This window comes from Vineibacter terrae (genome assembly GCF_008039615.1).
GTDB lineage: Bacteria > Pseudomonadota > Alphaproteobacteria > Reyranellales > Reyranellaceae > Vineibacter > Vineibacter terrae.
The window spans coordinates 229,622-248,182 of record NZ_VDUZ01000003.1 but is presented as its reverse complement, the minus strand read 5'-3'; the positions used below and the strand labels follow the sequence as shown (position 1 = coordinate 248,182).

Here is an 18,561-nt window from a genome sequence, read left to right as displayed (position 1 = left end):
TCCAGCTCAAGCGCGACGCCGTGATGGAAGCGGCCGCAGCGCTGTTCCGCCAGCGCGGCTACGAGGGCGCCTCCCTCAACGAGCTCGCCGACATCCTGAACATCACCAAGCCCACCATCTATTACTACGTCGAAAGCAAGGACAAGCTGCTGCTCGACATCAAGGTGCGGGTGCAGGAGGAGATCCTGGCCTTCATGAAGGCCACGGTGGCCGGCACCGGCAGCGCGCTCGACAAGCTGCGCGCGATCATGATCCGCTACGCCGAGCTCATGATCTCCGACTACGGCACCTGCCTGTCGCTGATCGCCAACCGCGAGATCAACGCCGACGACCGCGTCGAGGTCGAGGCGCGCATCGACGAGGCCAACCGGCTGCTCTACGGGCTGCTCGACCAGGGCAGGCGCGAAGGCAGCATGGTCGTGCCCGACCGCGTCGTGGCCTGCCATGCCCTGTTCGGCTCGCTGAACTGGATGTCGAAATGGGCCAAGCCGGACGGCCGTCTGCGGCCGGAGAAGCTGATCCCGATGCATGTCGACATCCTGCTGTCGGGCATCACCGCCGCCAAGCCCGTGGCGGCGAAGCCCCCTGCGGCCAAGCCCGCCGCCGGACGCCGCCGCGCCTGATCCGCTCTCACACCTCTCCCCGCGAGAGCGGGGAGAGGGAGGGGCCCGCGCGCAGCGCGGGAGGGTGAGGGGTACGAACGTTCGAACTCGGATATGTCGGGGCGAGACAATCAAGTCTATCCCATGCGCATGCTTTGAACATTCCTACCCCTCACCCTTCCATCGTGCTGCGCACGATGGGCCCCTCCCTCTCCCCGCTTTCGCGGGGCGAGGTGATAGTTGACTTACCGACCGGTAGATATAATTTAGCCGCCGCAAGCTGCGCCCACAAAGCAACATGGCGGCGGCGGAGGATACCATGACGTTCGAGCTCACCAGCCTGCTGAAGCGTGCCGTGCAGCTGCACGGGCCGGACCGCGCCGCCATCCACGGCACGCGGCAGCGGACCTGGGCGGAGACCGCTGACCGCTCGGCGCGGCTGGCCGGCGCCCTGCAGGCCCTGGGGATGGAGCCCGGCGCGCCAGTCGCGATCCTGGCCCATGCCTCCGACCGCTATCTCGAATATCTCTGGGGCGTGCTGTGGGGCGGCGGCGTGCTCGACCCCATGAACACCCGCCATGCCCGCCCCGAGATCGCGTACTGCCTCAACGATTCGCGGGCGCGGATCCTGCTGATCGACGATGCGTTCGCGACCATGGCGCCGGCGCTGCGCGCCGACGCGCCGAGCCTGGCGAGCCTGATCTGGATCGGCGACGGCCCGGCGCCCGACGGCATGCTCGACTACGAGGCGCTGGTCGCGCAGGCCGCGCCGGCCCAGGACGCAAGGCGCCGCAACGACGACCTCGCCGGCATCTTCTACACCGGCGGCACGACCGGCCAGGCCAAGGGCGTGATGCTGAGCCACACCAACCTCCTGACGGCCGTGATCGTGGGCTACGGCACGCGCATGGTGGCGGAAGGCTCGTCCCTGCTCCACACCATGCCGCTGTTCCATCTGTCCGGCATCGTCACCCTCCTGTCGGCGACCGGGCGCGGCAACTGCAACCTCTTGCCGCCGCGCTTCGAGCCCGGCGAGACGCTGCGGCTGATCGGGCAGCACCGCCCCGCCTCGCTGGTGCTGGCGCCCACCATGCTGCAGATGCTGCTGGACCATCCGGCCTTCGCGCAGACCGACATGAGCAGCGTCGAGACGGTGACCTACGGCGCCTCGCCGATGCCCGAGACGCTGCTGCGGCGCGCCATCGCCGTGCTGCCCGGGACCTGCGGCTTCGTGCAGGCCTACGGCATGACCGAGACATCGGCCGCGGTCACCCTGCTGGGACGCGAGGACCATGACCCCGACGCGCCGACGTCGCACCGGCTGCGCTCGGCCGGGCGCGTGGTGCCGGTGTCCGAGATCCGGATCGTGGGTCCGGACGGCGAGGACCTGCCGCGCGGCCAGGCCGGCGAGATCGCCGCCCGCGGCCCCAACGTCATGCTGGGCTACCTCAACAAGCCGGAGGAGACCGCCAGGGCCCTGCGCGACGGCTGGATGCACACCGGCGACGGCGGCTACATGGACGAGGACGGCTACATCTACGTCGTCGACCGCATCAAGGACATGATCGTGTCGGGCGGCGAGAACGTGTACTCGGTCGAGGTCGAAGCGGCGATCAGCCGCTTCCCCGCGGTGGCGCTGTGCGCCGTGGTCGGCATTCCGCACCCGAAATGGGGCGAGGCGGTCCACGCCATCGTCCAGCTCAAGCCGGGCGCCAGCGCCACGGCCGAGGCGATCATCGCCCATTGCCGCGAGCAGATCGCCGGCTACAAATGTCCCCGCTCCATCGACATCCGCACCGAGCCGCTGCCGCTCACGGCCGCCGGCAAGATCCAGAAGAACGTCCTGCGCGCCCCCTTCTGGGAAGGCTACACAAGGCGCGTGAACTGACCACGAACCGCTGACCGCGGACGCACCGTCATCCCGAGAGTTTGTGATTTTAATCTTCCCCCTCCGGGGGAAGGATAAGATCACAAGCTCCGAGCACAGCGAAGATCTCCTGAGAATGGCGCACGGTGCGCTATTCGCAGGAGATCCTCGCTGCGCTCGGGATGACAGCTTCGGCTTCAGGGAGTCCCTCGGCGTGCCGAAGGCGCGCAACCCTTTTTCCCTCTGTGCCGCCTCTGTGTCTCTGCGCCTCTGTGGTTGATCTTCTCGTCGAACGACGCTCAGCCCGACACGCGGCCGACCGTCGCCTTCACCATCTCGGTTGCGATCTCCTGCGCCGTGCGCGCGCAGGCGAAGCCCACCGCCAGCAGGGCCCGCTCCTGCGCCACCGCGGCCGATGGCATGAAGCAGGCCAGCACGCCGGATGCCGACTCGTCGGCGCCGGCCACCGCCGCCATGACCGCGGTCCAGCCTTCCGGCATGCCCTCGCGCGCGGCGTGGAACCCCTGCCGGGCGCTCGCCAGCCGCAGGCGCTCGACCGCGTCCGCGACCTGCGGCTCATCGCGCTGGATCTGCGACAGCACGGCCTGCCGCCGTCGCGACGGCAGCGCTGCCGCGAACAGCCGGCCAAGCGGCTGGTCGAACAGCGCCAGGCGCGAGCCCGGCTCCATCCATACGGCCGGCGCCGGCATGTCGGTGCAGGCATCGACGCAGATCATCGACTGCCGCGAGGACTCGGCCAGCACCGCCACGCCGCCGAAGCGCTGGACCAGCCCTTCCAGGTGCGGGCGCAGGCGATGTCGGATGCGGTTGCAGGGCTGGACCGCGAAGCCCAGCGCCAAGGTCGAGGACGAGAGCGCGTATTTCCGTTCGCGCCGGCAATAGGCGAGATAGCCCAGCTCGACCAGCGTATGCGTCAGCCGCGACACCGTGGGCTTGGGCAGCCCGGTGCGCCGCGCGATCGCCTGGTTGCCGAACTTGCCCTCGCCCTCACGGAAGGCTTCGAGGATCGCCAGCCCGCGGGCCAGCGAGGTGACGAACGAGCGGCTCTCCTCCACCGGCCATAGCGACTGACCCATCGATCACCCTCCCGTGCACGGTCCCGTCCGGACGTCTAATCCATCAGCACCCAGCGTTTGCCGTCGAAGCGCTGCAGGCGCAGATCGTGGTAGGCGGCGACATCCTGTGGCGTCGTCTTCAGCGCGAGGCCGGGCAGGATCAGCGGCGGCCGCAGCCCGTCGATGCTCTTGGCCATCTTCATCACGTTCTCGCGGGTGAGGTCATTGCCGGCGCGCGTCAGCACGTCGCGCAGCACCGATGCCGCCAGGAAGCCCATGGCGCAGAAGGCATCGTCGGGGTTGTCCTGCGGCACCCACTTCTTCATGAACGCGACGTAGTCCTGCACGTCGGCGTCCTCGGCCCAGGCCGGATCGCTGGTCGTCTTGATGAAGGCGGCCGTGATCAGCCCGACCGAGTTCTCGAGGCCGGCCGGCACCAGCACCGAGCTGATCGAGCTCGACGCATTGACCACCAGATGCAGCGGCGCCCAGCCGATGTCCTTGGCCTTGCGGATGGCCTGGGCCGCGAACTTGGGCGTGCTGATGTTGACGAACACCGTGGCGCCCGACGCCTTGAGCGCGATGATCTGCGAATCGATGGTCGGGTCGGTGGTCTCGTAGCTCTGCTCGGCCACCAGCATCGCCTTGGCCTTGGCGCCCAGCGCCTCCTTGAGGCCCGCCAGGTGGTCCTTGCCGAAATCGTCGTTGGGATAGATCACCCCGATCTTGGCGTCGGGCCGGTGCTTCAGGATGTACTGGGCGTAGATCTTCTGCTCGAGGTGATAGGAAGGATAGAGCGGCGTCGTCCACGGGAAGTTGGCCGTGTCGTTGAACTTCGACGCGCCCGTCGAGATCATCAGCTGCGGCACCTTCTTGCTGTTGAGGTACTTGTGGATGGCCGTGTTGGTGGGCGTGCCGACATTGCCGAAGATCAGCAGCACCTGGTCCTGCTCGACCATCTTGCGCGTCTGCTCCACCGTCTTGGGCGGGCTGTAGGCGTCGTCCAGGCTGATGAAGTTGATCTGCCGCCCGTTGATGCCGCCCTGGCCGTTCAGCATCTTGAAGTAGCCCGCCAGCGCGCGGCCGGCCGAGCCGTAGGCCGACACCGGGCCGCTGTAGGGGATGGTGTGCCCGATCTTGATCTCGGTGTCGGACGCACCCGGGCTGTATTTCTTCTCCTGGGCCGCAGCCGTGGACAGCATCGCCCCGAGCACCACGCCGGCCAGCGCCGGCAACCACGTCTTCATCTGTTCCCTGCCCCGTCCTGGTATCGCATCGCAAATATTATCTACCAGACGGTAGGATTATGAAGCCGATCGGAGCTTGTCAAGCCCGGCGCTGCCGGATGGCTCATGGGTCGGGCCGCGCCGCTCCAGCGGCGCCTCTTCGTCTGCCCGTTGTTGAAAGAGCGCCGCTGGAGCGGCGCGGCCCGACCAAAGGCTCAGGAGCCCCTCAATCCAGCAGCACCCACTTCTGGCCGTTGAAGCGCTGCAGGCGCAGCTGGCGGTAGGCGGCGACATCCTGCGGCGTGGTCGAGAGCGTGATGCCCGGCAGCAGCATCGGTGGACGGAAGGCATCGAGGCTCTTGGCCTGCGCCATCACGTTCTCGCGCGTGAGGTTGCTGCCGGCACGGTCCAGCACATGGCGCAGCGTGTTGGCCGCGACGTAGCCGATGACGCCAAACACGTCGTCCGGCGAATCCTGCGGATCCCAGGCCTTCAGGAACGCGACATAGGCCTTCACGTCCGCGTCATCGGCCCAGATCGGGTCGCCCGGCTCCTTGATGAAGGCCGCGGTGATGATGCCGGTGGCGTTGTTCAGGCCCGCTGGCGCCAGCACGGTGCTGATCGAGCTCGAGACGTTGGTCAGGATGTGCAGCGGCGCCCAGCCGATATCGGCGGCCTTGCGGATCGCCTGGGCGGCGAACTTGGGCGTGGAGAGATTGACGAAGACGTCGGCCCCCGAGCCCTTGAGCGTGATGATCTGCGAATCGATGGTCGCATCCGTCGTCTCGTAGCTCTGCTCCATCACCAGCGACTTGCCCCTGGCGGCCAGCGCCTGCTTCAGGCCGGCCAGATTATCCTTGCCGAAATCGTCATTGGGATAGATGGCCGCGATCCTGGCGTCGGGACGCTGCTTCAGGATGAAGTCGGCATAGATCTTCTGCTCCAGGTGATAGGAGGGATAGAGCGGCGTCGTCCACGGATAGCTGGCCGTGTCGTTGAACTTCGATGCCCCGCTCTGGACGAAGAGCTGCGGCACCTTCTTGCTGTTGAGGTATTTGTGGACGGCGGTGTTGCTCGGCGTGCCGGTCGCGCCGAAGATCAGCAGCACCTGGTCCTGCTCGACCAGCTTGCGCGTCTGCTCCACTGTCTTGGGCGGGCTGTAGGCGTCGTCGAGCGTGAGGAAGCTGACCTTGCGCCCGTTGATCCCGCCCTCGCTGTTCACCTTCTTGAAGACGCCTGCCATGGCCCGGCCCACCGCGCCATAGGCCGACACCGGACCGCTGTATGGCGCCGTGTGGCCGATCTTGATCTCGGTGTCGGAGACACCCGGCCCATATTTCTTGTCCTGTGCGGAAGCGGTGGACAGCACCGCGCCGACGATCAGGCCGGACAATGCCGGCAGCCAGACCTTCATGATTCCCTACCCGGTGTAATTGTGCAGAGCTGGTCGAGATGTGTCCGCGACGGCAGCGTGCCGCCTGAATACTATCGACCAGACGGTAGCGTTGAGAGTCCGGCGAATCTTGTCAAGCGCGCCGCACGGCGCTCGTTTTCCGCACCTTGAACCTGGCGCCGGCGCGTGCCTCAATCCAGCCGATACCTATGGGAGGGCGACATGATCAAGGTCAGCGTGTTCTACCCGCGCAAGGACGGGGCCGGCTTCGACATGGGCTACTACGTCAGCAGCCACATGCCGATGGTGCGGCAGAAGCTCGGCGCCGCCTGCAAGGGGGTCGCGGCCGAGCAGGGGCTTGCCGGCGGCGACCCGGGCAGCCCCCCGCTCTATGCCGCCATCGGCCACCTGATGTTCGACTCGGTCGAGGCGTTCCAGGCCGCGTTCGCCCCGCATGCCGCGGAGATCATGGCCGACATCCCGAACTACACCACGATCCAGCCCATCATCCAGATCAGCGACGTGAAGATGTCGTAGCCCGCCGCGCGGCGCGCCCACGAAAAAGCCCGCCAGGATCGACCTGGCGGGCTTGGGGGATGCTCGGCCCGGGCGAGCTGCGTTCGCGCGCCGCGCTCAGTCCGGCAGCATCTCGTTCGAGCCGCCGAAGTCGCCCGGCAGATCCTTGAACTTCGGCAGCCCGTCCTTCACCGAGACCATCTTGCTGGCGTAGAACACATGCAGCGTCGGCTTGTGCGGGAAATCCGGCAGCACGGCGGCATAGACATCCACGAGCTTCATGCCGGGATGGTCGGTCATCAGGTGGCCGCCGCAGGTCTTGCAGAACTTGCGGTAGGAGTTCTCGGTCTTGTTGTAGGTCGCGATGTTGTCGGCGCCCTTGGTGATCTTGACGGAGTCCGGCGCCCACAGGCTGAAGGCGTTGATCGGGGCTGCCGCCCACACGCGGCAGTCCGCGCAATGGCAGTAGCCCGCCACCGCCGGCGCGCCCGTCACCTCGAATTCCACCGCACCGCAGAAGCAGGCGCCCTTGTAGGTATCAGCCATGTCCAACCTCCCAGCGAGCCACGTGTTTCCTGAAGTCCTTGCGATGAACCAAGGGGGGATCACGCGCCCGAAGCATGGGGCTCCTTGGAGCGCGACGCAAGACCGATCGGCATGCGGCGCGCCGCATGAGCGTCTTGTGATTCGGCATGGAATAAGGCTGCGGCCGGCGGGTGATGGTGCGAGAGCAAGGTACGTGGGACCTCCCCGACGCACCCGGCCGGAATCAGGTGCGCTCGAGCCCGTCGCTCGCGACGTAGCCACCGTCGACAGGGATCACGACACCGCTGACGTAGTCCGACGCCGCCGACGCCAGGAACCGGCATGCGCCGACGAGGTCATGCGTCTCGCCCCAGCGGCCGGCCGGGACACGGCGCCTGACCGCCGTCTCGAACGCCGTGCCGCGAAGCTCATCGGTCATCTCGGTGAAGTACCATCCGGGGGCCACCGCGTTCACCTGGATGCCCAGCGGCGCCAGCTCGACCGCATTGACCCGGGTCAGCGCGATCAGCGCATGCTTGGCCACCGTGTACGCCACCTGCAGGCCCTTGCTCGGCGCCACCAGGCCGTACACCGAGGATACGTTGATGATCTTCCCCGCGCCCTGCGCTTTCATGCACCGCGCCGCGTGCTTGGTGCAGAGAAACGCGCCGGTCAGGTTGGTGTCGATCACCTGCTGCCAGGTCGCGCGGTCGAGCTCCATGACCGAGCCGCGCTGGCTGACACCGGCGTTGTTGACCAGGACGTCGAGGCGGCCAAATCGCTCGATCGCGCCGGCGATCGCGCGCTCGACCGAGCCTTCGTCACAGACGTCGAGCGCGAACGCCGCCGCGGGCGGACCGAGCTGCGCCAGCGCGTCGGCATTGCGATCGGCGCGCCGGCCGCCGATCGCCACGCGGGCGCCGCCGTCGCGCAGCGCCAGCGCCAGCGCCAGCCCGATGCCGCTGTTGGCGCCGGTGATCAGCGCGACCTTGCCATCGAGTGAGAAAGGGTCGCCGGCCATCTCTCGCCCGTCAGAAGAACGCGATCGTGCGGATCTCGATGCTTTCGCGCGTCGGCGCGCCCGATGGCGTGTCCGGGTCGTCGAAGGCGCTGTGCCCGAGGAACCGGGTGCGGCCGTCGGTCTCGGAGTCGTAGGTCTTGAGCAGCAGGACGTGCTCCGGCGTCATGTGCGGGAAGTACCACCAGCGGTGCTGCGGTGCATGGCGCAGCACGAATATTTCGCCCGTCCGGTCGCGATAGCGCAGGGCCATGGTGATGAAGTCATCGTCGGTCGACTGCGTGGCGTCGCACATCGCCAGCGGCTTCTCCTCGACGCGGCGCCGCAGCGGCGTCCAGAAATTGTAGAACGCGACGCGGCGCGCGAGCAATGCATCCGCCTCGTCGGGCAGGAGTTGACGCACGCGCAGCGGCCCCGAGCGCGGCGTGTAGTCGCAATGCACCAGCATCACCGGTGCGCGCTGGGTCGTGGTGTGCTCGGCGGTCTGCTGCTGCGTATTGGCCTTGGTACGGATCGTGTGGTCGAAGATGATCACCCGCCTGGCGCCGACCTGGGTGCGGACGAATGCGCTGACCTCGCCGTAGAAGTCGGCGCGGATCGCATCGTCGTCGTCCCAGCGGTCGAACGGCGAGCGGAACGAGCGCAACGCGAAGCCCTCGACGTCGAGCGAGAACGACTCCGCCCGCGGCCAGGCATCATGGACCGGCATTTCACGCGGATCGTCACCCGGCAGTCGCGCCTGCGTGCCGGGTGGCGGTTCGTAGAAATAGATCTCCGGCGCGATGCCGTCGTCGCGCGTGTAGTTGAATGTCGACCGGACGATGTTCTCGCGTGCCATGGCTCCACCCACCTCGATGCGATCCCTCCGGGCCAAGGTTATCACCCTCCGTCATCCAAAGCCGATCGCATATGGCTGCTGCGGTGAGGCGTTGCGCACAAACCTCACCCTGAGGGGGCCGCGCTCCTGAGCTTGTCGAAGGGGGCCGTCTCGAAGGGTGCGCAACCGCACGCGTGGTCGACTACCGCTGGAACGATCGAACGAGGCTGCAGCCCATCCCTCGAGACGCCGGCTGCGCCGGCTCCTCGGGATGAGGCTATGTGTGGCCATGCACGTCGGGCCTGCCGTCCGGCCGCGTGCGTGCGCCGTCCCTCCTACTGCTTCGGCCCCAGCGCGTTCATGACCGCGTCCTGCGTGCGTTGCCAGCTGGGCAGTTGCTCGATGCCTTCGGTCATCCAGCGCTTCAGGTTCGGGTGCTCGCCAAGCGGCAGGCGCTGCAGGGCGTGCAGGTGCATGGGCGCCGCGACGGCGATGTCGGCGATCGTCACACCGTCGCCCGAGAGCCATGCTGACGTTGCGAGCCGTGCGTCGAGGATGCCGGCCAGCCGGTGCCAGTTCGGCGCCTCCTTCTCGATGATCGACTCGTCGGGCTGCGCGGCAAGCAGCGGCTTGACGACGTACTCGACCAGATAGACGTAGCAGCTCGGGAACCAGGTCGCCGCTTCCCACAGCATCCATCGATTGACATCGGCGCGGCGCTTGAGGTCCTTCGGGTAGTGCTGGCTGGCACCATTCAGATCGGCTGCATACTGCAGGATGGCGTTCGATTCCGGCAATGCCAGGTCTCCATCGGTCGCGGCCGGCAGCGCGCCGTTCGGATTGATCGCGAGGAACTCCGGCTTCTTGTGACCTTCCGTAAAATAGTCGACGTGCACACGTTCGAACGGTGCTCCCATCAGGTCGAGCCCCGCCAGCACCTTGCGGCAGTTCACCGTGCAGGGGTCGAGATAGACTTTGAGCATGGCTGCCTCCCTGTTTGATTTGGATGGCGCCGGCGGCGGCATGAACGGGAGACGGACGCCGGGGATGCGAAGCCAGCGCCCCGATACGCTGCCATCCAGGTCGCCGCGGGCGCGACTTGGCGTGAATCGACTCGCAAGAACGACGCTGGACGCAAGAGCCGGACCTGCACCGGCCCAACCGGGGACGGAACGCCCTCTCTCGCCGGGAACGACCCTATCGCCGCGCCGCCGGAGGGTCAATGCGCGGCGCATCTCGTGAGAACCGAGGGAGGCGTCGCGAGCTACCCGCTTCGCGAGCGTCCCTGATCGAGCGGCGCGCCAAGGTCATCGTGCGCCGCTGCGCGCGCGGCAAAGCGGCTCGCCGTCAGGCTGGTGTCGCGCTACGAGCGCCTATTTGCGTCCAAAGACGACGCCCCGGCCTTGCCAGGGGAGCCGAATGCGCGTCCTTGGGGAGAGTCATCATGATGTCTCGCAGATGGCTACGACTCGTTCCGAGCGGGCGTACTACGACCTGAACGTCGATCCCGACGAAGTCAACAACATCCATGCCACCCTGCCCGCGCTGCAACGGCAGCGCCTGCATGAAGCCCTCGTCAAGTACACTGCGTGCGGGACGCTCAACCAGTCCACGCCGTGTCAGTGACGAGCTGGACCCGAGGCATGTCCTGCCGGCGGTGCGTGCACGGGGCATCGGACGCCCTTGCGTGTCCCGATGGCGGCCGTAGACTTGCGCCAGGGGAGATCGGCACCCCCGACAGGACATGGAGGGATGACATGGGCGATTCTCTCTACGCACGGCTGGGTGGCTATGACGCGATTGCTGCTGTCACCGACGATCTGGTGATGCGTCTTTCCTCGGACCCGCAGCTCGGCCGGTTCTGGAAGCATCGCGGCGAGGACGGTATCCGCCGCGAGAAGCAGTTGCTTGTCGATTTCCTGTGCGCCTCGGCAGGCGGGCCGCTCTACTACGTGGGACGAGACATGAAGACATCCCACCGCGGCATGGGGATCGACGCGAGCGACTGGCAGACGTTCATCGGCCATCTGCAGGCAACGCTGGACAAATTCAGTGTTCCGACACCGGAGCGGGCCGAAGTGCTGGGATTCATCGAAGGCACCAGGCGCGATATCGTCGAATAGGTCGGGCGTCGTCGGACAATACTGGCGACCGCTCGACGCGCCCTGCCCTACGCCGGCAGCCCTGCCCTTTTCAGCCCTTCGACCCAGCGCGCCAGATCATCCTGGCGGCCGAACGGAAACTGGTCTGCCAGGTCGCCCAGGCGCAAGGCGGGGTCGACATGGCGCAACCGCGCCAGGGCTTGCTGCGCTTCGCCGGACCGGCCGCCCAACGCCGCGCTGGCGGCGGCGACGCCCAGTGTTATGGCGATGTCCGGCCGCTGCCGCATCGCCGCCTGCGCGCTGGCGACGGCGTCATCGTAGCGGCCGGCGAGGAAGTGCCCGTATGCCGTGGCGGTGTCGATGAAGAACAGCACCTCCGGATCGCTGGGGCTGAGCTGCCGCGCCCGGCCGGCGCGCGCCATCGCCGCTTCGGGCACGCCCTGCCAGATCCGCACCCAGCTCCCGAACACCCAGGCCCAGGCAAGATAGGGATCCAGCGCCAGCGCGCGGTCGACCAGCACGTCGCCGTCGCCGAGATGCCCCGTGACATAGGCCAGCACGATGCCCGCGGTGCAGAGCGCGACCGCATCGTCGCGCCCCAGGTCGGCGGCCAGCCGCGCCAGCCGTTCCGCCTCGGCGGCCTCCTGCCGCCGGTCGCCCACCCAGCCGCACGCCTTGCGCTGCGAATAGCCGCGGCCGGCCAGGCCATAGGCCGGCGCGAAGCCCGGGTCGAGCGCGATGGCGCGGCGCAGGTTGGCCAGCGCCGCTTCGCTGTCGGTCCGGGTCCAGCGATGCAGGTGCGCCATGCCGCGCAGGAAGTAGTCGTAGGCATCGAGGCTCTGCGTCGGCTTGCGCCGGGCGCGCTCGATCTCCGCCTCGCCCATGCGCGGCGCGATCGCGCCGATGACGCTGGCCGTCACGTGGTCCTGGAGGTCGAAGATGTTCTGCGGCACGCCTTCGAAGCGATCGGCCCACAGATGCGTGCCGGTGGCCGCATCCACGAGCCGGCCGCTGATGCGGATGCGGTCGGCCGCCTTGCGCACGCTGCCTTCCAGCACGTAGCGCGCGCCCAGCTCGCGCCCCACCTGCCGCGTGTCGACGGCGCGGCCCTTGTACGCGAAGCTCGAGTTGCGGGCGATCACCGACAGCCAGCGCCAGCGCGACAGCGCCGTGGTGATCTCCTCCACCATCCCGTCGGCGAAATAGTCCTGCTCGGGATCGCCGCTCATGTTGGCGAAGGGCAGCACGGCGATGGCCGGACGCTCCGGCGCCGGCGCCGGAAGCTGCTCGCGCACGGCGCCCACGAACCGCAGGCCGCGGCGCGGCAGGGTCTTGATCAGGCGCTGCGCCGCGCCGCTGTCGCCGAGGGCGCTGCGCGCGGCGTTGATGCGGGTGGTCAGGGTCGATTCCGACACCAGCCGCCCGTTCCATACCGCCGCCAGGATGTCATCCCGGCTCACGACGCGGTCGCGATGCGCGATCAGGTAGGCCAGCAGGTCGAACACCTGCGGCTCGACGGCGATCACGCCGGCCTTGCCGCGCAGCTCGCGCCGCGCCGTGTCCAGCACGAAATCTTCGAACGAAAACAGCACGCTGCCAAACCCTGGTCGAGACCGCCAGCATAGCCGATCCGCCACCAAATCAACGCCCCCTGGACGATAAATGAAGCCGGCCTGAAGGCGCGCGGCCGGTCAGCCTGGCATCATCACCGTAGGCGCGGCCGGCGGCGAGCGGCTACAGTCTTCCTTCTCCCCGCGCAGGCGGGGAGAAGGTGGCGCGAAGCGCCGGATGAGGGGCTTCGCGGTGTATGGGAGAGGCGCGGTCTTACTGGTGAAGCCGAATGCTTCACGAAGGTTGCGAAGCCCCTCATCCGCCTCTGACATTTCGACGCTTCGCGTCGAAATGTCGTTATCGGGCACCTTCTCCCCGCCTGCGCGGGGAGAAGGGAACCGCAACGCGAGAGGAGACGATGGCAACCGAAGACCTTGCGATGGCCGTGGCGCGCTGGCTGGCGGCGTTCGAGGCCGCGCTGGCGGCGGACGGCAGCAGGGCGCTGCAGCCCCTGTTCCACGCCGACAGCCATTGGCGCGACGTGCTGGCCCTGAGCTGGACGATCGACACGGCAAGCGGCCGCGACGCCGTCCTGGCAGGACTGGCGGCGTGGTCCCGGCGGGCACGGCCGTGCGGCTTCGGGATCGCGCCGGGGCGCACCCCGCCGCGCCTTGCCATGCGCGCCGGCACCGAGGCGATCGAGGCGATCTTCACGTTCGAGACGGCCACGGGCCACGCCGAAGGCATCGTGCGGCTCACGCCCGATGCGGCCGATGGTGGCCGCCTGAAGGCCTGGACGCTGCTCACCGCGCTGGAGGCGCTCAAGGGGCACGAGCCGCGCCTGGGCAAGGCACGGCCGCGCGGCGCCGCCCAGGCCCGCGACTTCCGCGGCCCCAACTGGCTGGATCAGCGCCTTGCTGCGGCCACGTATGCCGATCGCGATCCTGACGTGCTCGTTGTCGGCGGCGGGCAGGCCGGCCTGTCGATCGCCGCCCGCCTCGCGCCGCTCGGGATCGACACGCTGATCGTCGACCGCCTGCCGCGTGTCGGCGACAACTGGCGCCAGCGCTATCACGCGCTGACGCTGCACAACCAGGTGCAGGTCAACCACCTGCCCTACATGCCGTTCCCGCCCAGCTGGCCCACCTACATTCCCAAGGACAAGCTTGCTGGCTGGTTCGAGGCCTATGTCGAGAGCCTGGAGCTGAACTACTGGACGGCAACCACGTTCGAGGGCGGCCGGTACGACGACAGCCGGCAGCGCTGGACCGTGTCGCTGCGGTGTGCCGACGGCACGCGCCGGCAGATGCATCCGCGCCATGTCGTGATGGCCACGGGCGTGAGCGGCATTCCCAACATCCCCGACCTGCCCACCCTGCCCGACTTCGCCGGCACGGTCCTGCATTCCAGCCGCTACGACGACGGCGAGGCCTGGAAAGGCAGGCGCGCCATCGTCATCGGCACGGGCAACAGCGGCCATGACATCGCGCAGGACCTTCACGCCAGCGGCGCGGCGGTGACGCTGGTGCAGCGCAGCCCGACCATGATCGTCAACGTCGAGCCCAGCGCGCAGCTTCCCTACGCCCTCTATGACGAGGGCCCCTCCCTGGAGGACTGCGACCTGATCACGGTCGCTACGCCGCTGGCGCTGAGCCGCAAGAGCCATGTCGCCTTCACCGAGCGCGCCCGGCAGATGGACAAGGCGCTGCTCGACGGCCTGGAGCGCATCGGCTTTCGCCTCGATTTCGGCGAGGACGGCACCGGCTGGCAGTTCAAGTATCTGACGCGCGGCGGCGGCTACTATTTCAACGTCGGCTGCTCCGATCTGCTGGTCGAGGGCCGGATCCGGCTGGTGCAATACGCCGATATCGACCGCTTCGCCGCGTCGGGCGCCGTGCTGCGCTCGGGCGAGACGCTGCCCGCCGACCTGATCGTGCTGGCCACCGGCTACAAGAGTCAGGAACACCTCGTGCGCCAGCTGTTCGGCGCCGACGTCGCGGCGCGCGTCGGCCCCATCTGGGGCTTCGGCGCCGGACAGGAGCTGCGCAACATGTTCGCCCGCACGCCGCAGCCGGGCCTGTGGTTCATCGCCGGCAGCCTGGCGCAATGCCGGATCTACTCGAAATACCTGGCGCTGCAGATCAAGGCCTGCGAGCTCGGCCTGCTGCCGCAAGCCCACGGCACGGCGCGCGAGATGGCGCCGGCGCTGTCTCCCTGAACGACGCGCCGGGCTTTGGCCAATTTGCTGCAGGGCGATCGTATATGGCCCTCCTGTCATCCCGAGCGCAGCGAGGGATCTCCTGCGGCAAGGCGCACAGAGCGCCATTCGCGGGAGATCCCTCGCTGCGCTCGGGATGACAATCACGACCCACCTTCTACCGATAGCCGGTATTAGGGCGCCAAGGTGAACCCCATGGTCTTCTGGATCGTGAGCGCGGCTGGATTGGCGATCGCCTATCTCCTGGGCGCCACGCCCACGGGCTATCTGGCGGGCAGCCTGTTCAGGGGCATCGATATCCGGGAGCATGGCTCCAGATCCACCGGGGCAACGAACGTGCTGCGAACCCTGGGCAAATGGCCGGCGCTGATGGTGCTTCTGGTGGACGTGCTGAAAGGCGTGGCGGCCATCGTCCTTGCCCGCTGGCTCTATGCATTGCCGTCCGTCACGCCGCCGGCAGCGATTGACCTGCAAGCCTGGGTGGACTGGGCTGCTTGCCTGGCAGGACTGGCCGCATTGCTGGGGCATAGCTGCTCGGTCTGGCTGAATTTCACGGGCGGCAAATCCGCCGCGACGGGGCTCGGCGTGCTGCTGGCGATGTCCTGGCCGGTCGGCTTGGGGGCGGCGGCGGTCTTTGGCGTCGTGCTGGCTGTCTTCCGGATTGTTTCCCTTGGCTCGATGCTGGCGGCGCTGACCGCGATCGCCCTCGTCTTCGGCCTGCAGCAACCGTTGCCGTATCGGCTGCTGGTGATTGCCGGCGGCCTCTACGTGATCGTGCGCCATCGCGCCAACATTCACCGGCTGCTGACTGGGACAGAGCCGCGTCTGGGGCAAGGCAGCCCGGAGCCGAAAGCAAGCTCGTAAATTCAGGGTTCGATTTCGGCAAGCACAGCAAGCCCCTCGCAGTCTTCCGGCGAAAGCAGATCCTTGAAGCTGCGCCGGTCCGCCTGCGAGGCGCCGTCTCCACCGGTGCCGAGCAGCGCCGCTGCGATCTCCCGTGCCTTGGTGCTCTCCCCGATTTGGGTGAGCGCGATGGCGACCCAGACACAGGCGTTGGCGAAGAGCGTGGTGGCCTCGGTATCGCCGCCTGGGTCTATTTTCTGGATGCACTGCAGCACCTGGCTGCCGAGCGTCAGGCCTGCCTGCCTTTCCTCTTGCGAAAGGGTCTCGGTGTCATCCAGGAGCGACTTGGCGGCTCGTGTCAATGACACCGCAAGCAACGCCACAGCCAGTTTTGCCGCCGACCGCGCCGCGTCCTGTATCGCCTTCATCGACGCCCGCGCGATCTTCTCGCGGCTATGCGTGTCGGGTACGGCCATCAGCACGCGCTTGCTCATCGCGTCGTCGGGCAGCAGAGCCGCCTTCTCTGTCAGAGCCTCGACCAGGCGCTCAGCCGCCGCTTCATCCTCGGCTCGCATATGTGCCGCGTAGAGGCCGTCCGCGATCTCCGAGAGGCGAACGTCCCAAGCAGAGAAGTCAGCGCTCTTGAAGTCGGAAACGTCGCGGACGATTTCATGGGGAAGCGGCAGTGCGAGCACGCTGTGGAACAAGCTGTCCGCCAGTGGCCTGTCGTCCTCCGCCAGGAGGCCGTGGGTGTTGAAACCGACAACATCCAGGATCGCGCATAGGACCCGCCCTCGCTGCGTGCGGCAATAGACATCGGACATCGCGCCCATCAGCTCGACAAACAATGTCTGCAGGACTGTGCACGCGGTCGATGCGGCATCCGCCCAGTCGTTGACCGCTTCGGTGTTGTCGGGAGGCGGAAGCAGGAACCGCTCGATGGCCGGATGCGACGGCATCTCCTCAAGCGCACGCAGCACCAGCTGTCGCGTGGCGAACGGCTTCGTCTTCCAGGCCGCCGACACGAACCCGCTTGCGTCTGCCTCGCTCACATTAGCCATGCGTTGCTGCGTATCGAGCACGAACAGCGTGCCCAGAAGATCGGGCCGCAGCGACGGCACCCATTGCGACAGTGCCCCGCTTCCCAGCATCGCGGCAACACGCGCCCGGCGCGGTGCATCGAGCTTGCGGGGAAGCGGCGCGCCCGCCTCGGCCGCCTTGGCCACGTCCTTCAGGTATAGCGGCGGACAGACGGTCGCAAATGCAAGGACAGCCGTGTCGTCATCGTCGACGCCGATCGGATCCCAACGCGTCGTCCACTCGCGCTGCAGGACGTGCTCGCGCAGCAGGTCGATCCGGCTCGTGCCCGACGGATCAAGCCCACTGGCCGCCGCATCCGCCAGCAGAAGAGCAAACAGCGGGCGGCGCTGATCATCGACGCGCTTCAACGCCTTCAGAAGCCCTGCCATCCGCTCGTCGTCGACGGGGCCGAGGTCGCGCATCGTCTCGGCCAGGGCCTGATCGTCCAGCGGCCGAAGATCCAGCTTCTCGCCATGGCGCGACTCCGCGAGCCGAGATTTCTGAAGGTCGCCGACCCCGGCCTCCATGAAATCCGTCTGGCGATCGACCAGGACCAGCCTTACCGGCCAGCCCAGGCCATTGCTCCTGGCACGGCGTGCCAGCGTCTCGACGATGTCGCGGGCCTCCACGGCCCTTGCCGCCGCGTCATCGATGACGATCACCGTCGGTCGAAGGGGCTGCCACGCCTCCCAGTGCTCCCATGGCTTGGCCGCCAATGGCAGGAAGCCGCCGGTCCATGCCGGCGCAGCTTGCAGCAGCACCTCCTGGACCAGCCGGCTCTTGCCCGATCCGTTCGGTCCTGCGATGGACTGCCACGCAAAACGTGCCGGCGCGGTCAGCACGTTGCGCAGGGCCGCGATTTCGGCCGTGCGGCCATGGAAGGAGCTGAGCTGCGACTCGTACAGGAACCGCAGCGCGGCCGGAAGCGGCTCCTGGGCTTGGCTCCTGCGGCGCGGCGAATCGAGCGGCGGCTGCAGCGCCAGGCCTCTGAGCCGCGCCGACTGCTGCGCGGTCCCGGCGTCGGCGTCCTGCAGCGCCTTGTCCCACTGCGCGAGCGCAGCATCACGATGGCCGCGCTGGGCGTCCGCGACATCCTCGAGGCATTCCAGCACGATCGCCGCGGGCACGGCCCAGCCCCCGACGGCGGCCGCGCCGTTGATGGTCTCGCTGACCACGCCGACCGCGCGGCCCGATCGCAGGTTCAGCAGCGCCGAGCCGCTGTAGCCGCCGACGACCAGCGCGTCCTTGAACTTGATCAGCGGCCGGTCCGGCCATCGCTCGGCGGGCGCCTCGGCCGCCAGACGCTGCCATGTGAAATCCTCGAACCGCCCGGCGATGCCGTCGGTCCGCTGCTCCCGGCCGCCATGCTTGGGGAAGCCGAAGGCATGGACGGGATCGTGCTGCGCCAGGTCCGCGTCAAGCAGGACCCAGGCCTCGCCCGGAGCGCCGTCGACGCGCAGGAGGCCGAGGTCCGGCCAATCGTCCGAGGTCAACGCCTCGATGGTCGCTGATATGGACGTCGACTTGCGGTTGACCTTGATCGTCTCCTTGACCTTGAGCCCTTTCAGGACATGCGCGCATGTCAGGATCAGATGGGGCGCCACGAAGAAGCCGGTGCCACGCCCGGGAAGCTGCACGGTGCAGCGCCGCAGCAGGTCGATCAGCGGATTGTCCATCACATATCCTGCCGTTCACCCCCCTTGCCCCGCTTGCGACAGTGCGATCGC

General features: G+C 67.9%; 16 protein-coding genes. 7 read left to right on the top strand and 9 right to left on the bottom strand.

From position 1 onward, the window contains the following. The first annotated feature begins 23 nt into the window (after positions 1 to 23). Both FHP25_RS04195 and FHP25_RS04190 read left to right on the top strand, forming a co-directional pair. The gene (locus FHP25_RS04195; RefSeq protein ID WP_178133281.1) at positions 24 to 623 is read left to right on the top strand and encodes a TetR/AcrR family transcriptional regulator; all 600 of its coding nucleotides are present in this window, start codon (positions 24 to 26) and stop codon (positions 621 to 623) included. 298 nt (positions 624 to 921) lie between these two features. Beyond that, positions 922 to 2,490, top strand: coding sequence for a long-chain-fatty-acid--CoA ligase (locus tag FHP25_RS04190; protein WP_147845642.1), 1,569 nt, complete (start codon positions 922 to 924; stop codon positions 2,488 to 2,490). 278 nt (positions 2,491 to 2,768) lie between these two features. Here FHP25_RS04190 and FHP25_RS04185 read toward each other — a convergent pair whose 3' ends face one another. The 3 genes from FHP25_RS04185 to FHP25_RS04175 all read right to left on the bottom strand — a co-directional run bounded on the left by FHP25_RS04185 (position 2,769) and on the right by FHP25_RS04175 (position 6,185). Next, positions 2,769 to 3,566, bottom strand: a complete 798-nt coding sequence (locus FHP25_RS04185; RefSeq protein WP_147845641.1) for an IclR family transcriptional regulator — start codon at positions 3,564 to 3,566, stop codon at positions 2,769 to 2,771. A 35-nt stretch (positions 3,567 to 3,601) separates the two neighbouring features. Next, the gene (locus FHP25_RS04180) at positions 3,602 to 4,792 is read right to left on the bottom strand and encodes an ABC transporter substrate-binding protein (protein ID WP_147845640.1); all 1,191 of its coding nucleotides are present in this window, start codon (positions 4,790 to 4,792) and stop codon (positions 3,602 to 3,604) included. 205 nt (positions 4,793 to 4,997) lie between these two features. Beyond that, complete coding sequence (locus tag FHP25_RS04175; protein ID WP_147845639.1) at positions 4,998 to 6,185, bottom strand: ABC transporter substrate-binding protein; 1,188 nt, start codon at positions 6,183 to 6,185, stop codon at positions 4,998 to 5,000. Positions 6,186 to 6,386: 201 nt separating this feature from the next. Here FHP25_RS04175 and FHP25_RS04170 point away from each other — a divergent pair, with 201 nt between their 5' ends. After that, positions 6,387 to 6,701, top strand: a complete 315-nt coding sequence (locus FHP25_RS04170) for an EthD family reductase (RefSeq protein ID WP_147845638.1) — start codon at positions 6,387 to 6,389, stop codon at positions 6,699 to 6,701. Between the two features lie 96 nt (positions 6,702 to 6,797). On the opposite strand, the gene FHP25_RS04165 is transcribed toward FHP25_RS04170, so the two are convergent. The 4 genes from FHP25_RS04165 to FHP25_RS04150 form a co-directional block, all read right to left on the bottom strand. Further along, complete coding sequence (locus FHP25_RS04165) at positions 6,798 to 7,226, bottom strand: GFA family protein (RefSeq protein WP_218578161.1); 429 nt, start codon at positions 7,224 to 7,226, stop codon at positions 6,798 to 6,800. 223 nt (positions 7,227 to 7,449) lie between these two features. Further along, positions 7,450 to 8,226, bottom strand: coding sequence for an SDR family NAD(P)-dependent oxidoreductase (locus FHP25_RS04160; protein ID WP_147845636.1), 777 nt, complete (start codon positions 8,224 to 8,226; stop codon positions 7,450 to 7,452). Positions 8,227 to 8,236: 10 nt separating this feature from the next. After that, positions 8,237 to 9,061: a CmcJ/NvfI family oxidoreductase gene (locus tag FHP25_RS04155; RefSeq protein ID WP_147845635.1), complete on the bottom strand. Its 825-nt coding sequence runs from the start codon at positions 9,059 to 9,061 to the stop codon at positions 8,237 to 8,239. 314 nt (positions 9,062 to 9,375) lie between these two features. Then, positions 9,376 to 10,065: a glutathione S-transferase family protein gene (locus tag FHP25_RS04150; RefSeq protein ID WP_178133280.1), complete on the bottom strand. Its 690-nt coding sequence runs from the start codon at positions 10,063 to 10,065 to the stop codon at positions 9,376 to 9,378. A 433-nt stretch (positions 10,066 to 10,498) separates the two neighbouring features. Between FHP25_RS04150 and FHP25_RS40645 the strand changes: the two genes are divergently transcribed. Both FHP25_RS40645 and FHP25_RS04145 read left to right on the top strand, forming a co-directional pair. Beyond that, positions 10,499 to 10,666, top strand: a complete 168-nt coding sequence (locus FHP25_RS40645) for a hypothetical protein (RefSeq protein WP_178133279.1) — start codon at positions 10,499 to 10,501, stop codon at positions 10,664 to 10,666. A 131-nt stretch (positions 10,667 to 10,797) separates the two neighbouring features. Continuing rightward, positions 10,798 to 11,163, top strand: a complete 366-nt coding sequence (locus FHP25_RS04145; RefSeq protein ID WP_147845633.1) for a group I truncated hemoglobin — start codon at positions 10,798 to 10,800, stop codon at positions 11,161 to 11,163. 47 nt (positions 11,164 to 11,210) lie between these two features. Here the strand turns inward: FHP25_RS04145 and FHP25_RS04140 are convergent, their stop codons facing one another. Continuing rightward, positions 11,211 to 12,734, bottom strand: a complete 1,524-nt coding sequence (locus tag FHP25_RS04140) for a winged helix-turn-helix domain-containing tetratricopeptide repeat protein (RefSeq protein ID WP_147845632.1) — start codon at positions 12,732 to 12,734, stop codon at positions 11,211 to 11,213. A 377-nt stretch (positions 12,735 to 13,111) separates the two neighbouring features. Between FHP25_RS04140 and FHP25_RS04135 the strand changes: the two genes are divergently transcribed. Next, positions 13,112 to 14,911, top strand: a complete 1,800-nt coding sequence (locus FHP25_RS04135) for a flavin-containing monooxygenase (protein WP_147845631.1) — start codon at positions 13,112 to 13,114, stop codon at positions 14,909 to 14,911. 195 nt (positions 14,912 to 15,106) lie between these two features. Beyond that, complete coding sequence (gene plsY / locus FHP25_RS04130) at positions 15,107 to 15,775, top strand: glycerol-3-phosphate 1-O-acyltransferase PlsY (protein ID WP_147845630.1); 669 nt, start codon at positions 15,107 to 15,109, stop codon at positions 15,773 to 15,775. A gap of 2 nt (positions 15,776 to 15,777) precedes the next feature. Here the strand turns inward: plsY and FHP25_RS04125 are convergent, their stop codons facing one another. Continuing rightward, a complete protein-coding gene (locus FHP25_RS04125) occupies positions 15,778 to 18,510 on the bottom strand; it encodes a S1 family peptidase (protein ID WP_147845629.1) in 2,733 nt (910 codons plus the stop codon). Between the last annotated feature and the right edge of the window lie 51 nt (positions 18,511 to 18,561).

What these genes read in the sequence shown, in the direction of transcription:
- FHP25_RS04155 (WP_147845635.1), bottom strand. Translation starts at nt 9,061, where the DNA reads ATGGCACGCGAGAACATCGTCCGGTCGACATTCAACTACACGCGCGAC.
- FHP25_RS04190 (WP_147845642.1), top strand. Translation starts at nt 922, where the DNA reads ATGACGTTCGAGCTCACCAGCCTGCTGAAGCGTGCCGTGCAGCTGCAC.
- FHP25_RS04185 (WP_147845641.1), bottom strand. Translation starts at nt 3,566, where the DNA reads ATGGGTCAGTCGCTATGGCCGGTGGAGGAGAGCCGCTCGTTCGTCACC.
- FHP25_RS04145 (WP_147845633.1), top strand. Translation starts at nt 10,798, where the DNA reads ATGGGCGATTCTCTCTACGCACGGCTGGGTGGCTATGACGCGATTGCT.
- FHP25_RS04165 (WP_218578161.1), bottom strand. Translation starts at nt 7,226, where the DNA reads ATGGCTGATACCTACAAGGGCGCCTGCTTCTGCGGTGCGGTGGAATTC.
- FHP25_RS04180 (WP_147845640.1), bottom strand. Translation starts at nt 4,792, where the DNA reads ATGAAGACGTGGTTGCCGGCGCTGGCCGGCGTGGTGCTCGGGGCGATG.
- FHP25_RS04195 (WP_178133281.1), top strand. Translation starts at nt 24, where the DNA reads ATGGAAGCGGCCGCAGCGCTGTTCCGCCAGCGCGGCTACGAGGGCGCC.
- FHP25_RS04175 (WP_147845639.1), bottom strand. Translation starts at nt 6,185, where the DNA reads ATGAAGGTCTGGCTGCCGGCATTGTCCGGCCTGATCGTCGGCGCGGTG.
- FHP25_RS04160 (WP_147845636.1), bottom strand. Translation starts at nt 8,226, where the DNA reads ATGGCCGGCGACCCTTTCTCACTCGATGGCAAGGTCGCGCTGATCACC.
- FHP25_RS04150 (WP_178133280.1), bottom strand. Translation starts at nt 10,065, where the DNA reads ATGCCGCCGCCGGCGCCATCCAAATCAAACAGGGAGGCAGCCATGCTC.
- FHP25_RS04135 (WP_147845631.1), top strand. Translation starts at nt 13,112, where the DNA reads ATGGCAACCGAAGACCTTGCGATGGCCGTGGCGCGCTGGCTGGCGGCG.
- FHP25_RS40645 (WP_178133279.1), top strand. Translation starts at nt 10,499, where the DNA reads ATGGCTACGACTCGTTCCGAGCGGGCGTACTACGACCTGAACGTCGAT.
- FHP25_RS04125 (WP_147845629.1), bottom strand. Translation starts at nt 18,510, where the DNA reads ATGGACAATCCGCTGATCGACCTGCTGCGGCGCTGCACCGTGCAGCTT.
- plsY (WP_147845630.1), top strand. Translation starts at nt 15,107, where the DNA reads ATGGTCTTCTGGATCGTGAGCGCGGCTGGATTGGCGATCGCCTATCTC.
- FHP25_RS04170 (WP_147845638.1), top strand. Translation starts at nt 6,387, where the DNA reads ATGATCAAGGTCAGCGTGTTCTACCCGCGCAAGGACGGGGCCGGCTTC.